12 protein-coding genes are annotated in these 15,014 nt (G+C 56.5%); 4 read left to right on the plus strand and 8 right to left on the minus strand.

All coding sequences use genetic code 11. The features are described 5' to 3' along the window. Nucleotides 1–49: 49 nt before the first annotated feature. From hslU to priA, 5 genes are all read right to left on the minus strand, one after another. Nucleotides 50–1,384, minus strand: a complete 1,335-nt coding sequence (gene hslU / locus IMQ33_RS08630) for an HslU--HslV peptidase ATPase subunit (protein ID WP_024482876.1) — start codon at nucleotides 1,382–1,384, stop codon at nucleotides 50–52. A gap of 12 nt (nucleotides 1,385–1,396) precedes the next feature. Continuing rightward, nucleotides 1,397–1,927 carry an ATP-dependent protease subunit HslV gene (gene hslV, locus IMQ33_RS08635; protein WP_024527908.1) on the minus strand — a complete coding sequence of 177 codons (531 nt, stop codon included), beginning with the start codon at nucleotides 1,925–1,927 and terminating at the stop codon, nucleotides 1,397–1,399. A gap of 102 nt (nucleotides 1,928–2,029) precedes the next feature. Continuing rightward, the gene (gene ftsN, locus IMQ33_RS08640) at nucleotides 2,030–2,980 is read right to left on the minus strand and encodes a cell division protein FtsN (RefSeq protein ID WP_065683799.1); all 951 of its coding nucleotides are present in this window, start codon (nucleotides 2,978–2,980) and stop codon (nucleotides 2,030–2,032) included. A 195-nt stretch (nucleotides 2,981–3,175) separates the two neighbouring features. Then, nucleotides 3,176–4,204 (minus strand): DNA-binding transcriptional regulator CytR, encoded by a 1,029-nt coding sequence (gene cytR, locus IMQ33_RS08645; RefSeq protein ID WP_024482873.1) that lies wholly within the window; start codon nucleotides 4,202–4,204, stop codon nucleotides 3,176–3,178. 280 nt (nucleotides 4,205–4,484) lie between these two features. Further along, nucleotides 4,485–6,680 (minus strand): primosomal protein N', encoded by a 2,196-nt coding sequence (gene priA, locus IMQ33_RS08650; RefSeq protein ID WP_074029941.1) that lies wholly within the window; start codon nucleotides 6,678–6,680, stop codon nucleotides 4,485–4,487. Nucleotides 6,681–6,879: 199 nt separating this feature from the next. Between priA and rpmE the strand changes: the two genes are divergently transcribed. After that, the gene (gene rpmE / locus IMQ33_RS08655) at nucleotides 6,880–7,095 is read left to right on the plus strand and encodes a 50S ribosomal protein L31 (protein ID WP_021181895.1); all 216 of its coding nucleotides are present in this window, start codon (nucleotides 6,880–6,882) and stop codon (nucleotides 7,093–7,095) included. A gap of 72 nt (nucleotides 7,096–7,167) precedes the next feature. Here the strand turns inward: rpmE and metJ are convergent, their stop codons facing one another. Next, on the minus strand, nucleotides 7,168–7,485 hold the full coding sequence (gene metJ, locus IMQ33_RS08660) for a met regulon transcriptional regulator MetJ (protein ID WP_006317756.1): 318 nt from the start codon (nucleotides 7,483–7,485) through the stop codon (nucleotides 7,168–7,170). 317 nt (nucleotides 7,486–7,802) lie between these two features. Here metJ and metB point away from each other — a divergent pair, with 317 nt between their 5' ends. The 3 genes from metB to metF all read left to right on the plus strand — a co-directional run bounded on the left by metB (nucleotide 7,803) and on the right by metF (nucleotide 12,517). Further along, entirely contained in the window at nucleotides 7,803–8,963 is a 1,161-nt protein-coding gene (gene metB / locus IMQ33_RS08665; RefSeq protein WP_021181896.1) for a cystathionine gamma-synthase, read from the plus strand. A gap of 3 nt (nucleotides 8,964–8,966) precedes the next feature. Beyond that, on the plus strand, nucleotides 8,967–11,402 hold the full coding sequence (locus IMQ33_RS08670) for a bifunctional aspartate kinase/homoserine dehydrogenase II (protein WP_196061744.1): 2,436 nt from the start codon (nucleotides 8,967–8,969) through the stop codon (nucleotides 11,400–11,402). Nucleotides 11,403–11,617: 215 nt separating this feature from the next. Beyond that, the gene (gene metF / locus IMQ33_RS08675; RefSeq protein ID WP_024527913.1) at nucleotides 11,618–12,517 is read left to right on the plus strand and encodes a methylenetetrahydrofolate reductase; all 900 of its coding nucleotides are present in this window, start codon (nucleotides 11,618–11,620) and stop codon (nucleotides 12,515–12,517) included. 36 nt (nucleotides 12,518–12,553) lie between these two features. Here metF and rihC read toward each other — a convergent pair whose 3' ends face one another. After that, nucleotides 12,554–13,489 (minus strand): ribonucleoside hydrolase RihC, encoded by a 936-nt coding sequence (rihC, locus tag IMQ33_RS08680; protein ID WP_196061745.1) that lies wholly within the window; start codon nucleotides 13,487–13,489, stop codon nucleotides 12,554–12,556. Between the two features lie 78 nt (nucleotides 13,490–13,567). Next, the gene (gene dcuC, locus IMQ33_RS08685) at nucleotides 13,568–14,938 is read right to left on the minus strand and encodes a C4-dicarboxylate transporter DcuC (RefSeq protein WP_065683803.1); all 1,371 of its coding nucleotides are present in this window, start codon (nucleotides 14,936–14,938) and stop codon (nucleotides 13,568–13,570) included. Between the last annotated feature and the right edge of the window lie 76 nt (nucleotides 14,939–15,014).

Genomic DNA, 15,014 nt, shown 5'->3' on the forward strand with positions numbered 1-15,014 from the left:
GGAGGCAATGCCTCCCACAAAGATAACTGACAGGACAGTGATAGAGCGATTATAGGATAAAACGACTCAGATCTTCATCCGCTACCAGTTCATCCAAGTGATTGCGCACGTATTCCGCGTCAATTGTAATGGATTGGCCGCCAATTTCACTCGCATCGTACGAAATATCTTCCATCAGACGCTCCAGCACGGTGTGCAGACGACGTGCGCCGATGTTTTCGGTGCTTTCGTTAACCTGCCAGGCGGCTTCAGCGATGCGGCGGATACCGTCAGCGGTGAAATCGATGGTGACGCCTTCGGTGGCCATCAACGCTTTGTACTGCTCGGTAAGCGACGCGCTTGGCTCGGTCAGGATACGTTCAAAATCTTCCGTGGTCAGCGCTTGCAGCTCAACGCGGATTGGCAGACGGCCTTGCAGTTCCGGGATCAGGTCGGAAGGGCTGGCAGTCTGGAACGCGCCGGAGGCGATAAACAGAATGTGATCGGTTTTCACCATGCCGTGCTTGGTTGATACTGTACAGCCTTCCACCAGCGGCAGCAGGTCGCGTTGGACGCCCTCGCGGGACACGTCCGGGCCGGAGCTCTGGCCGCTGCGCTTACAGATTTTGTCGATCTCATCGATAAACACGATACCGTGCTGCTCAACGGCTTCCACCGCCTGCTCTTTCAGCTCTTCCGGGTTGACCAGCTTGGCCGCTTCTTCTTCGATCAGCAGCTTGAAGGCTTCCTTGATCTTCACTTTACGCGGTTTCTGTTTCTGCCCACCGAGGTTTTGGAACATCGATTGCAACTGGTTGGTCATCTCTTCCATGCCCGGAGGCGCCATGATCTCCACGCCCATCGGGGCCGAAGCCAGATCGATTTCGATTTCTTTATCGTCCAACTGGCCTTCACGCAGTTTCTTACGGAATGCCTGGCGAGCGGCAGAAGGTTCATTCTGCTCTTCTGCCTGGCCCCAGTTGTTCTTGGCCGGTGGGATCAGCACGTCAAGAATGCGTTCTTCTGCCATCTCTTCCGCACGGGTGCGGTTTTTCTCGATCGATTGCAGACGCACCATTTTCACGGCGGCATCGGTCAGATCGCGGATGATAGAGTCTACTTCCTTACCCACATAGCCCACTTCGGTGAACTTGGTGGCTTCTACCTTGATGAAGGGAGCGTTGGCCAGTTTAGCCAGACGACGGGCGATCTCGGTTTTACCGACGCCCGTTGGGCCGATCATCAGAATATTTTTTGGGGTCACTTCGTGACGCAGCATCTCATTGAGCTGCATCCGGCGCCAGCGGTTACGCAGGGCAATGGCGACAGCACGTTTGGCTTTGTTTTGGCCGATGATGTAGCTGTCCAGTTCGCTGACGATCTCGCGCGGGGTCATTTCAGACATGGTATTCGATCCTTACGCTTTGGAAGGCAATTCTTCGATGGTGTGACAATGGTTGGTGTAAATACAGATGTCGCCGGCGATGGTCAGGGATTTCTCCACGATTTCGCGGGCGCTCATTTCGGTATTTTCCAACAGCGCACGTGCGGCCGACTGGGCATAAGGGCCACCGGAGCCGATCGCAATCAAATCATTTTCTGGCTGAATTACGTCACCGTTACCGGTGATGATCAGCGAGGAAGTCTCATCGGCTACCGCCAGCAGGGCTTCCAGCTTGCGTAGCATGCGGTCGGTACGCCAGTCTTTTGCCAGCTCAACGGCCGCTTTCACCAGATGGCCCTGGTGCATCTCCAGCTTGCGCTCGAACAGTTCGAACAGGGTAAAAGCGTCAGCCGTACCCCCGGCGAAACCGGCAATCACTTTATCGTTATACAGGCGACGGACTTTTTTGACGTTGCCCTTCATTACCGTGTTGCCCAGTGTGGCCTGGCCATCGCCACCGATCACTACCTGGCCGTTGCGGCGTACGCTTACAATTGTTGTCACGAGCAGACCCTCGTTGCGGACGGAAAGAAGTCCCCGCAGCCTCTGCGTTGGCAGAGACTACGAGGCATATTGAGACTATAGATGGGGGGAGATTGACGCTTTTCAACCCCCGACGGAGAGGGGAATGCAACTTGACATGCCCATGCCCTTCAGGCGGGACAGGGTTTTGTCTGCGGCGGCGCGGCTGCTGTATGGGCCAAGCATCACGCGATTCCAGCCACCACCTGCGGTGACTCGGCTTTCAACCCCTTCAAACGCCAACTGTGCCCGAACCGACTCGGCCTGATCGGCTGCGCGGAACGAACCACATTGCACCATCCATTTCTGCTTCGACTCAGGCTTGGTTTCCGGCTTGGCCGCTTCCGTTTTTACTTCTTGTTTCACTTCTGGCTGACGAGTCTGCACTGGCGGAGTCACGGCCTGGGGTTTGGGTTGCTGTACCTGTGGCTTCGGCTGCTGCACTTGTTGTTGGTGCTGCTGTACCGGTTGTTGCTGCACGGGTGCTGCGCCGTTGTTGAACGGGTTGCGAGGCTGAGTGACCTGCTGTTGCTGTGCTGGTGGTGCTATCTGCTGCTGTACCGGCGGTTGTACCTGCTGTTGCCGCCCACCGTTACGCAACTGTGAAGGATCGTTGTAAGGCACTTCAGACAGCTGCGTTGGGCGCTGCTGCATATCGGCCTGCATCTGCTCCAGCAATTGGCGTTGTTCGTCGGTCAACTGAGTTTTGGAATTGACCTCTCCCCCGGCCGTTGGCTCGGTAGGTGTCTTGACGCCGATCTGGCGGTTCTCCAGCTCTTTGATGTAACGCCAACGCTCTTCCGGCTTCGGTGGCAGACCATTGCCCGGGCGTGTGCCATGCGTAGGCAACATCGGCGTTTCATCCGGTTTATTGTGGGTAATGAAATAAAGACCACCGATAAAGACAACCAGAATGGCGACGGCAAGCGCCACCACGGTTTTGGATACCTTTGGAGAACTGCGTTTTTTACGGCTGGGGGTCTTGCGCCGCGCTGCTCCTGAGCGCCCGCGGCCTACATAGTCTCTCTGTGCCACTATAATTCCGCTGTGTCGTGATGAGGTTAAAACCTATCCTCTGGCTATTTTATCGGCCATTTTGCATCAGCTTACTGCCCTGTAGGTGTAGGCAGGCTCCGGGGAGCGGTTCTGGCAAAATGACCACAACAATGATCATTACGCCGGTTTGGCCGGCGCTGGGTCAGCCATGTTACTTAACCCAAAAATATTTGACTAGCGTTTAGGGGCCGCGGTGCTGCCTCTGATGATCAATTCACTGTCCAGTAACCGGGAACCGCTGTTCACGGTTTGCCCATGTAACTGTTCCAGCAGCAGCAACATTGCCTGCTGGCCAATCTGGAAGCGGGGCTGCGCCACGGTGGTCAGCGGCGGATCGCAATACTGCGCCAGCTTGATATCGTCAAAGCCGACAATCGACAGATCCTGCGGTACCCGCAAGCCCAGCTTTTTCGCCTGGGACAATACGCCGATCGCCATGACGTCGCTGTGACAAAAGACCGCCGTTGGCGGTTTCGGCAGTGCCATCAGCGAGGCTAACGCCTGTGCACCAGCTTCGTAGGTGAAATCACCCCGGGTAATATAGCTGCTTTCGACGGTAATGCCATTACGGCGTAGCGCCTGAATGTAGCCTTGCAACCGATAATGGCTCAGCGGCATCTGTTCTGGCCCGGCGATACAGGCGATCTGTTTATGGCCAAGCTGATGTAGATAATGTACGGCTTCAAACGCGGCGGTCAGGTTGTCGATATGCACCGTTGGCAGTTCCAACTCCGGTGCAAACTCGTTGGCCATCACCATCGGCGGCAGGTTGCGTTGCTCTTCCTTGCTGGCGTCGAAAGGCAGGTTGGAGCCAAGCAGCAGCATGCCATCGATTTGTTTGGTGATGATCAGGTTAACGAAGGTGCGTTCCTGCTGGTTCTGCTGCGCACAGTCGCCGATCAGCACCAGGTAACCCTGCTGCGCTGCCGTTTGCTCGATCCCCTGGATCACGTCGGCAAAAAACGGATCGCAGATGTCCGGGACGATCACCAGGATAGTGCGGGATTCATTGCGTTTGATATTGCGTGTCAGGGCATGAGGGGAGTAACCCACGGCCAGCACGGCCTGTTCCACTTTCTGGCGCGTTGGCGTTGACACCTTTTCCGGATTCATCAGCGCACGCGACACGGTTGCCGTGGAAACGCCGGCCATTTCGGCAACGTCTTTCATGGTCGCCATGGGTAATTCTTGCTTGTGTTCCAACGCCTTTCTCCTTGCGTCAGCACCCGGCTAACGCGGTTACTTCAGTTTGCTCACAAATTCTGGCATGCAGTGGTGGTGGTGTTATTTTTAGCGTCATCCACATTCAAGCATTCCATTGCCTGGCTGAAAAAATGCCTTCACCGACATTCTAAACAGATTACGGGCCGCTTTTGTTACCTAATTTGCATGAAAAGTGTGACGCAGGAAGGTTTTTTCGTGTTCGCTCGCAAATTGTGGTGTAAACGTTTGCTTTTAACCGTGGAGTTAAGATTTTTCTTAATCAACTATCAATGGGATCAACGTCTAACGTCCATTTGACTTTACGCGCCTGCGGCAGGGTGCCAATCAATGGCAACGTGCTCTTTATCAGGTGCTGTAACAGTTTTCTGGATGGGTGCTGCAACAACAGTTGCCAGCGGAAGCGACCGCCGCGTTTGGGTTGCAGGGCAGGAACCGGGCCCATTACCCACAGAGAGTCATCTTTCAGCGGGCTGGCTTCCAACAGATTGCGTAGCTGCTGTAAGAACAGCGGTGCCTGCTGATTATCGTGATCTTCCGAACGCACGATGATGTGGCTGGTGTAGGGCGGCAGGAAGACGCTGTTACGCTCGGCCAGGGTTTGCTTGGCAAAGGCGTCGTAGCCCTGTTGCAGCAGAATTTGCAGTAGCGGGTGCTCTGGGTGATGGGTTTGCAGCAGCACCTCGCCCTGCTTGCCCGCCCGCCCGGCACGGCCTGAAACCTGAGTATAGAGCTGGGCAAAACGCTCGGCAGAACGGAAATCGGCGGAGAATAGCGCGCCGTCCACGTCGAGCAACGCCACCAGGGTGACATCCGGGAAGTGGTGGCCTTTGGCCAGCATTTGCGTGCCGATCAGGATACGCGGGCCGCCACGGTGAATATCGGCCAGATGTTGTTCCAGTGACCCCTTGCGGCTGGTGGTATCGCGATCGATACGGGTAATGGCGGTTTCCGGGAACAGGGGAGCCAGTTCATTCTCCAACTGTTCGGTACCGACGCCGACGGAAACCAGGTTGGTGGTACCGCACTGTGGGCACTGATGTGGCACTGGGCGCTGGCTGTCGCAGTGGTGGCAGCGTAGCTGGCGTTGATGCTGGTGGAACGTATAGTAATGGTCGCAGCGTTGGCATTCGGCGATCCAACCACACTCATGGCACAGCAGCGCGGGGGCATAGCCACGACGGTTAAGGAACAGGATCACTTGGTTGCCGTTCTTCAAGTGGTGCTGCATGCTTTTCAGCAGGGGCTGAGAAAGCCCGACCTTCAGCGGCAGGCCTTTCAAATCGATCAGATGCTGATTGGCCGGTTTGGCATTGCCTGCCCGCTGGGTCAGTTTGAGCTGACGGTATTTGCCTAACTGCACGTTGTGCAGCGTTTCCAGCGCCGGTGTCGCCGAGCCCATCACCAGCGGGATGTTTTCGGCGTGAGCGCGGAACACCGCCAGATCGCGAGCGTGATAGCGCCAGCCTTCCTGCTGTTTATAGGAGCTGTCGTGTTCTTCGTCGATGATGATCACCCCAAGGCGCGAGAAGGGGGTGAACAACGCCGAACGGGTACCAATCACAATGGCGGCTTCACCGCTGCGTGCGCGTAGCCAAACGGCCAGCCGTTCGCTGTCGTTCAGGCCGGAGTGCAGGACTTCTACCGGCGCGTTGAAGCGTTCGCGAAAGCGAGCGATGGTCTGCGGGGTGAGGCCGATCTCTGGTACCAACACCAGTGCCTGCTTACCTTTCGCCAGGATATTTTCCAGTACGCTGAGATAAACTTCGGTCTTGCCGGATCCGGTAACCCCGGCCAGCAGCCAGGCGGCAAACTGGTCGTCTTCACTGCGGATCGCGCCCACGGCGGTGGCCTGTTCGGTGTTGAGCCGCAGCCGTTCACCGAGTACGGCAAAGCCTGGCCGCCAGTCCTGAGTTGCCACCGTTTGCGAACGCAGGTCGATCAAGCCTTTGGCTCGCAGCGCCTGGAGTGCGCTTTCCGTCAGCTCCAGTTCGCTGACCTGATGGCGATACACCGGGCGTTGCAGCAGTGCCGCCAGTGCCTGTTGCTGCTTTGGCGCACGCTTCAGGCTTTCCGGCGGGGTTGCGCGCCCCTGTTCGGTAGCAAACCATTGCCATAGCGGGGCTGCCTCTGCGGGTTTACCCTGACGCAGCAGAATGGGGAGCGCATGGAACAACACTTCACCGATCGGGTAATGGTAGTAATCGCTGGCCCACAGCAGGATGCGCCACAGGCTGGTGGTGAACAGCGAGTCGTTATCCAGCAGGCTATCGATGGGCTTGAGCTTTTCCAGCGGCAGTTCACTGCTCTCGCTACTGCCAGTGATGATGCCTATCGCCCGTTGCTTTCCCCAAGGCACACTGACGCGCGCGCCGATGACCGGCTGCAGGCCGGCGGGCAGCAGATAATCGAAGGTGCGGGCAAGGGGAACCGGTAGAGCAACGTGTACAACAGGCATGTGGCTGTCCAGGTAGAAAAAAGTGTTGGCTAGTTTACACGGTAGGCTGGCAAATGTACGGATCCGATTGCGCGCTACATTTTATTCTGTATAATTTGCCGCCTTTGGTATAATCCCATATCAAAACCTATTATCAACCACGTGTGGTGTCTGGCGGAACAGGGCTGGATAGCGACACGGCCTTAACTGAGGTTCTCCCATGAAAAAAGGTATTCACCCTAAATACGAAGAAGTTACTGCAAACTGCTCTTGCGGTAACGTGATCAAAATCCGCTCTACCGTGGGTCACGATCTGAACCTGGACGTTTGTGGCGAATGCCACCCGTTCTACACTGGCAAGCAGCGTGATGTTGCTACCGGTGGCCGCGTTGACCGCTTCAACAAGCGTTTCAGCGTACCAGGCGTTAAGAAATAAGTTTTCTTATCGTCAGATGAAAAAGGCGCCTTCGGGCGCCTTTTTTCGTTTTTGCCTTCGGTACAGGCAGGATCAATATTCCCAGGTATCAGGGTCGACACCCAATTCTCGCATCAGTACTTTCGCGGCTTCCGGGATTTCATCGCTGCGTTCTTTGCGCAGGTCTTCATCGTTCGGCAGCGGCTGGCCGGTAAAGGCGTGCAGGAATGCTTCACACAGCAGTTCGCTGTTGGTGGCGTGGCGCAGGTTGTTGACCTGGCGACGAGTCCGTTCATCCGTCAGGATTTTCAGCACCTTCAGCGGAATAGATACCGTGATTTTTTTGACTTGCTCGCTCTTTTTACCGTGTTCAGCGTAAGGGCTGACATACTCGCCGTTCCACTCAGCCATGGGACACCTTAAATTTGTCTGAAAAATACAAAATTCTAAAAACCGGCCAATTATGCCCGATCTTCACTGTGCTCACTAAATAAATGTCTACTTTACGCGATAAGGGTCACTGAATCTGATGATTTAATAGGCTATGCCTATGCATTATTGGGCTAACATCTTATCGTCATGACAAACCGCCATAATTTTAGCGGGTATTGTCCCTTTGCTCAATCTATACGCAAAGAAGTTTAGATGTCCAGATGTATTGACGTCTATATCCACTGCGGTTAATCTTTAGACCTTATTCCCCCACTTTCCGAGAGCCGAGCCACCCTATGACGCGTAAACCAGCCACGATTGCCGTACGTAGCGGTCTGAATGATGACGAACAGTACGGCTGTGTCGTCCCGCCGATCCATCTTTCCAGCACCTATAACTTCACCGATTTCAACCAGCCCCGAGCTCATGATTACTCACGTCGTGGTAACCCTACGCGTGATGTCGTGCAGCGTGCGCTGGCAGAGTTGGAAGGAGGTGCGGGTGCGGTGATGACCGGGAGCGGGATGTCGGCGATCCATCTGGTGACCACGGTATTTCTCAAACCGGGCGATCTGCTGGTGGCCCCTCATGATTGCTACGGTGGCAGCTACCGCCTGTTCGATAGCCTGAGCAAACGCGGGGCGTATCGGGTGCTGTTTGTCGATCAGGGGAATGAAGCCGCATTGCGCGATGCGTTGGCTCAAAAGCCGAAGTTGGTGCTGATCGAAAGCCCAAGCAACCCGTTATTACGCGTGGTGGATATTGCCGCCATCTGTAAAGCGGCCCACGAAGCTGGTGCGCTGACCGTGGTGGACAACACCTTCCTCAGCCCGGCGCTGCAACAGCCGATCGAACTGGGTGCCGATCTGGTCGTCCACTCTTGTACCAAATACCTCAACGGCCACTCCGACGTGGTCGCGGGCGCGGTGATCGCTAAAGATAAAGATCTGGCGGTCGAGCTGGCCTGGTGGGCCAACAATATTGGCGTCACCGGCGCGGCATTCGATAGCTATTTGTTATTGCGGGGGATGCGTACCCTGTCGCCGCGTATCAAGGCTGCACAACATAATGCCGAGGCGATTGTCGGCTATTTACAGCAGCAACCCTTGGTCAAAAAGCTGTATCATCCTTCCTTGCCAGAAAACCCTGGCCATGAGATTGCGTGCCGTCAGCAACGTGGGTTCGGTGCCATGCTCAGCTTTGAACTGGATGGGGATGAAGCGCTGCTGCGCCGCTTCCTGTCTGCTCTGGAGCTGTTTACGCTGGCGGAATCCCTGGGTGGTGTAGAAAGCCTGATCTCACATGCGGCAACCATGACTCACGCCGGTATGGCGCCAGAAGCGCGTGCCGCAGCGGGGATTTCCGAAAGCCTGCTGCGTGTTTCCGTGGGGATTGAAGACAGCGAAGATTTGATTGCCGATCTGGAACAAGCCTTCCAGGCGGCGGCTACGAGGTAAGTCATGAATGCAATTGCGGTAGCAGGGCCGGTTAGCGGGCGTCAACTGCACAAATTTGGCGGCAGCAGCCTGGCAGATGTGAAGTGTTATCTGCGGGTGGCCGGGATCATGGCCGAATACAGCCAGCCGGGTGACATGATGGTGGTGTCGGCGGCGGGTAGCACCACCAACCAACTGATCGGCTGGCTGAAGCTCAGCCAGAGCGATCGTCTTTCCGCGCATCAGGTGCAGCAAACGCTGCGCCGTTATCACAGTGAGCTGATCGGCGGGTTGTTGCCTGTAGAAACGGCGGAACCGCTGATTGCCGAATTTATCCACGATCTTGAACGCCTGGCGATCCTGCTGGACGGCAAGGTTGATGATGCGGTGTATGCCGAAGTGGTGGGGCACGGTGAGATCTGGTCAGCCCGCCTGATGGCTGCGGTGCTGAACAAGCAGGACATGCAGGCGGCATGGCTGGACGCGCGTGATTTCCTGCGTGCCGAACGCGCGGCGCAACCGCAGGTTGACGAAGGCCGTTCCTATCCGTTATTGCAGCAACTGCTGGCACAACATCCGGGCAAACGTCTGGTAGTGACCGGCTTTATTTCGCGTAATGACAGCGGTGAAACCGTGCTGTTGGGGCGCAACGGCAGTGACTATTCCGCCACGCAGGTTGGCGCATTGGCCGGTGTGGAGCGAGTCACCATCTGGAGCGACGTGGCCGGGGTTTACAGCGCCGATCCGCGCAAAGTGAAAGATGCCTGTCTATTGCCGCTGTTGCGTCTGGATGAGGCCAGCGAACTGGCCCGTCTGGCGGCTCCGGTGCTGCATACTCGTACCTTGCAGCCGGTGTCTGGCAGCGATATCGATCTGCAACTGCGTTGCAGCTATCAGCCTGAGCAGGGGTCGACCCGTATCGAGCGCGTGCTGGCTTCCGGCACCGGTGCCAAAATTGTCACCAGCCACGATGATGTCTGCCTGATCGAACTCAGCGTTGCGCCGCAGCATGACTTCAAGCTGGCGCAGAAAGAGTTGGATCTGGTGCTCAAGCGCGCGCAGATCAAACCCTTGGCCGTAGGGGTTCATCCTGACCGTAACCTGCTCCAACTGTGCTACACCTCGGAAGTGGTGGGCAGCGTGTTGCGCATTTTGCAGGAGGCCGGATTACCGGGTGAACTGCAACTGCGTGAAGGGTTGGCGCTGGTAGCGTTGGTGGGCGCGGGCGTGTGCAAGAATCCACTGCATAGCCATCGTTTCTATCAGCAGTTAAAGGACCAGCCGGTGGAGTTCATCTGGCAGGCCGAGGATGGCATCAGCCTGGTGGCAGTGCTGCGTCAGGGGCCGACCGGTCTGCTGATCCAGGGCCTGCACCAAACGTTGTTCCGCGCGGAAAAGCGTATTGGCCTGGTGCTGTTTGGCAAAGGCAATATTGGTTCTCGCTGGCTGGAACTGTTTGCTCGCGAACAGAAGAATATCTCTGCGCGCAGCGGCTTTGAGTTTAGCCTGGCAGGGGTGGTGGATAGCCGTCGCAGCCTGCTCAATTATGAAGGGTTGGATGCCAGCCGCGCGTTGGCGTTCTTTGAGGATGAAGCCCAGGAACTGGACGAAGAGTCGCTGTTCCTGTGGATGCGGGCGCACCCGTTCGACGATCTGGTGGTGCTCGACGTCACCGCCAGCGGGGAGTTGGCGGAGCAATATCTGGACTTTGCCAGCTATGGCTTCCATGTGATCAGCGCCAACAAGCTGGCGGGGGCCTCGTGCAGCGCCAATTACCGCCAGATCCGCGATGCGTTTGCCAAAACGGGCCGCCACTGGCTGTATAACGCCACCGTGGGGGCCGGGCTACCGGTGAACCATACCGTGCGCGATCTGCGCGACAGCGGGGACAGCATCCTGGCGATCAGCGGCATCTTCTCCGGCACGCTTTCCTGGCTGTTTCTGCAGTTTGACGGCACGGTGCCGTTCACCGAGCTGGTGGATCAAGCCTGGCAGCAGGGGCTGACGGAGCCGGATCCGCGTGTTGACCTGTCTGGACAAGACGTGATGCGTAAGCTGGTGATCCTGGCGCGTGAGGCGGGTTATGACATTGAACCTAACCAGGTGCGGGTGGAGTCGCTGGTGCCTGCAGGCGCGGAGCAAGGCTCCATCGATCAGTTCTTCGAGAACGGCGATGCGCTGAATCAGCAAATGCTACAGCGTTTCGAAGCGGCCAACGAAATGGGCCTGGTGTTGCGCCACGTGGCGCGTTTCGATGCCAATGGCAAAGCGCGCGTTGGCGTTGAGGCCGTGAGGCCAGAACATCCGCTGGCTTCGCTGCTGCCTTGTGACAACGTGTTTGCCATCGAGAGCCGCTGGTATCGCGACAACCCGCTGGTCATCCGTGGGCCAGGGGCCGGTCGCGACGTGACTGCTGGAGCCATCCAGTCCGACCTTAATCGCTTGGCACAACTGCTTTAAATCCTCGCTTTAACCTCGGGGGTGGCGCTGCGCTGCCCCCCGTTCAATCCTTCAACATGAAATTCTCTCATCTTGCGTGAGGATTAATCATCGTATCTCCCTCACTTTCCTGTTGACTCTTCAGGCAACATCCGGCATTTTCTATCTAGACGTCTAAACGTATAGACGCTTATTATAACGAAGCAAAACAGTGATCGATAAGAGGCGGACAGGGTATGAGTTTTTATCACGCAAACCAGCGGGAAGCGCTGAATCAGAGTCTGGCAGAGTTAAACGGCCAGATTAACGTGTCGTTCGAGTTCTTCCCGCCGCGCACCAGCGAGATGGAAGATACCTTGTGGCAGTCGATCGATCGCCTGAGCAGCCTCAAACCCAAGTTTGTTTCTGTGACCTACGGTGCCAACTCGGGTGAGCGCGACCGTACCCACAGCATCATCAAGGGGATCAAAGAGCGTACTGGTCTGGAAGCGGCCCCTCACCTGACCTGTATTGATGCCAGCCCGGCGCAGCTGCGTGAGATCGCTACCGATTACTGGAACAGCGGTATCCGCCATATTGTCGCGCTGCGCGGTGATTTACCGCCAGGCGGTGGCAAGCCGGAAATGTATGCGGCCGATCTGGTCACGCTGCTCAAAGACGTCGGCGACTTTGATATTTCTGTCGCGGCCTACCCGGAAGTGCATCCGGAAGCGAAAAGCGCCCAGTCAGACCTGATCAACCTGAAACGTAAAATCGATGCCGGTGCCAACCGTGCCATCACCCAGTTCTTCTTCGACGTAGAAAGCTATCTGCGTTTTCGTGACCGCTGTGTGACCGCTGGCATCGACGTAGAAATCGTGCCGGGCATTCTGCCCGTGTCCAACTTCAAACAGCTCCAGCGCTTTGCCACCATGACCAACGTGCGGGTGCCAAGCTGGATGACCAGCATGTTTGCCGGGCTGGATGACGATGCGGAAACCCGCAAGATGGTCGGCGCCAATATCGCTATGGATATGGTGAAGATCCTGAGCCGCGAAGGGGTCAAAGATTTCCACTTCTATACGCTCAACCGTGCGGAAATGAGCTATGCCATCTGCCATACCCTGGGCGTGCGTCCTGGTGCAGTGGTTGGCTGATAGATAGCGGTTGCCGTTGCGGCAACCGCGCCATCATCAGGGAACGGCCGGGTGCGTGAGCATCTCCAGGAACCACCGCCGGAATCCTTCAACATCGATTTCCAGACAGACCTCGGCATTGGCTGGCAGTTTCAGACGGTTGGCCAGATCGACGCAGGTCGTTCCTCTGGTCAGCTCACCTTGCGTCTCTACCGCTACATGGCAGGCTTGAGTGGTAAACAGCTCGGGGTTTGCCAGATAGGCCAGAGCGCATAGGTCATGCATTTTCAGCCCACGGCTCATACTCCCACCCCGATAGTGTTGGAACAGGCTATGCAGCATGGCCCCGGTGCGGTTCAGCATGGGTAAGCTGGCGATCATCTCGGCGGTGAGCGTAGCCCGGTTGGTGACGTCCAGCCCGCACATGACAATCGGGATACCGCTGGCAAACACCATGCTGGCGGCCTCGGGATCCACGTAGATATTAAACTCCGCGTTTGGCGTATGGTTGCCACGGCTGGCGGAGCCTCCCATCATGACGATCCGCGCGATAGATGGCTTACATTCCGGGTAGAGCGTGAGCAACAGGGCAATGTTGGTTAACGGGCCAATCGGCACCAAGACTATCGGCTCCTTGCTGGCCAGAAGCAGGTCGCGCATCACTTCAACGGCATGACCGCCAACGATCTGCCGTGTCGATTCTTCAAACTCGTACCCATCCAGGCCGGAGTTGCCGTGAATATGGCTGGCATCCTCCAGTTTACGCACCAGCGGAGCCGCTGCCCCGCGAGCTACGGGCGTGGATGCACCCAGGAAATGCAGCAGGCGTAGCGCATTGTTGGTGGTTTTATCCACGCTGACGTTGCCAGCCACCGTACTCACCAGGCGCAGGTCGATTTTTGGATGAAACAGCGCGGCAACCAGCGCGACGGCGTCATCAATACCGGGATCGGTATCCAGGATCATGGCAATAGGTGCAGAGCTAGAGGACATAATATCTCCCATACAGGATGGATCAGGCGTTAGCGCTGAAGGTCAAAATAGCTGGCGATAGTGCTCATTGGCATCTCCTCAGAACGAATAGCGGATCAGCGTGAAAATCAGGGTGGCGATAAACCCGGCCAGCAACGGCACCGAGGTTCTTTTGACCACCTCAATCGGGCTGACTTTGACTACTGATGCCACGATGATCACCACCGCAGAGACTGGCGACATCGCACGGATAAGGTTTGAGGTCAGTTGCATCGGCAGGGCAATCATCACCGGATCGACGTGAGCCTGCGTGGCTATCGAAGGAATAAGCTCGATAAAGGAGTAGAACACCGCATTACCGCTACCGCTGATCAGTGTGATCAGCGCGGTCAGGCCGGAGAAGATAAACATCAGGCCGATCCCGGCGTTATTGACCTCTTTAACCAGCGAGGCCACGGTGCCGATGGCCCCGATGGCGGTCAACCCGGCTACCAGGGTGCTGGCAGCCACGATCAACACCACTACCTGTGAGAAGCCTTGCCCCATGCCGGTAAAGAACAGCGACGAGTTTTTCATTTGCTCGCGCAGGTCGCCCTTGCGGATCAGTTCCACAATAAAGGCCAGGGCAAACGAGAACAGGGTAATTTCCACCAGGCCGATTTTGATCTGGCGGAAGAACAGGCCAAATACCACGATCAGGAGTAACGGGATTAGTGGGAACAGGGCGTAGTAAGCCGGAGGAAGCTGGCTGTTGGTGGCCAATTTACTCTCATCGACGTCGGTGAACGCGGCTGCACCCTGGCGTTTATCCATGTACTTTTGCCAGAAATAGTGCGCGATGCCGATAATGGCCAGCACCGGCAGTGAGATAACGGCATGGTGCAGGGTGACGTAGTCCACCACGTGCTCGAAACCCAGGATTTTGGCTGCCACCACATTATCGCCACCCAGCGGTGTAGGCACGATAGTGGCGGTGGTGGCAATGACCCCGGCGGCGCTGAGTGAGGACATGTTTGCCACGCGCAGAATGGGGTAAAGCGTGGCCATTAAAATCACGGCGAGGGAGGCGGCGCTGGGAATAATCAACGACAACAGTGACCCTATCCAGAATACGATCGGCACCAGAATATAGGGGGAGCGGATCTTCGCGATGGGTTTTGACATGATTTTAACCGCGACATCGTTTGCGCCAATGTGCGACATATAAGCGGAAAAGCCGAACAGCACCATGATGATGATGCCCGCCCGGCTAAACTGCTTGATGAAATCCAGCTCGATTTGTTTTAACGGATCCAACCAGACGGTTCCCGTCCCCGTTCCGGCGCTCAAAATCGGCAAGCCCAAGGTGGCTGCCGCCAACATGAGTACGATCCCTGAGCTAAACAACACCAGCTTGGTGTCGTAGTTCTTGGCAATGGCGTAACCGGCCACGACGAGTACTGCCAAGCTGATTAATAGTGCTACATCCATTTACTTTCCCTGCCATCATCAATCTTCATGATAAATATCTTTCTGTGAAGATATTTTCAAGAAGGTAAGGTCTTTG

Origin of the sequence: Serratia sp. Res13-Sevr-LER1-36-b (genome assembly GCF_015673035.1) — a bacterium.
Lineage (GTDB): Bacteria > Pseudomonadota > Gammaproteobacteria > Enterobacterales > Enterobacteriaceae > Chania > Chania fonticola_C.

Excerpts from the sequence above, each read along its gene's own strand:
- hslU (WP_024482876.1), bottom strand. The coding sequence starts at position 1,384 with ATGTCTGAAATGACCCCGCGCGAGATCGTCAGCGAACTGGACAGCTAC.
- priA (WP_074029941.1), bottom strand. The coding sequence starts at position 6,680 with ATGCCTGTTGTACACGTTGCTCTACCGGTTCCCCTTGCCCGCACCTTC.
- rpmE (WP_021181895.1), top strand. The coding sequence starts at position 6,880 with ATGAAAAAAGGTATTCACCCTAAATACGAAGAAGTTACTGCAAACTGC.
- metJ (WP_006317756.1), bottom strand. The coding sequence starts at position 7,485 with ATGGCTGAGTGGAACGGCGAGTATGTCAGCCCTTACGCTGAACACGGT.
- metB (WP_021181896.1), top strand. The coding sequence starts at position 7,803 with ATGACGCGTAAACCAGCCACGATTGCCGTACGTAGCGGTCTGAATGAT.
- IMQ33_RS08670 (WP_196061744.1), top strand. The coding sequence starts at position 8,967 with ATGAATGCAATTGCGGTAGCAGGGCCGGTTAGCGGGCGTCAACTGCAC.
- metF (WP_024527913.1), top strand. The coding sequence starts at position 11,618 with ATGAGTTTTTATCACGCAAACCAGCGGGAAGCGCTGAATCAGAGTCTG.
- rihC (WP_196061745.1), bottom strand. The coding sequence starts at position 13,489 with ATGTCCTCTAGCTCTGCACCTATTGCCATGATCCTGGATACCGATCCC.
- dcuC (WP_065683803.1), bottom strand. The coding sequence starts at position 14,938 with ATGGATGTAGCACTATTAATCAGCTTGGCAGTACTCGTCGTGGCCGGT.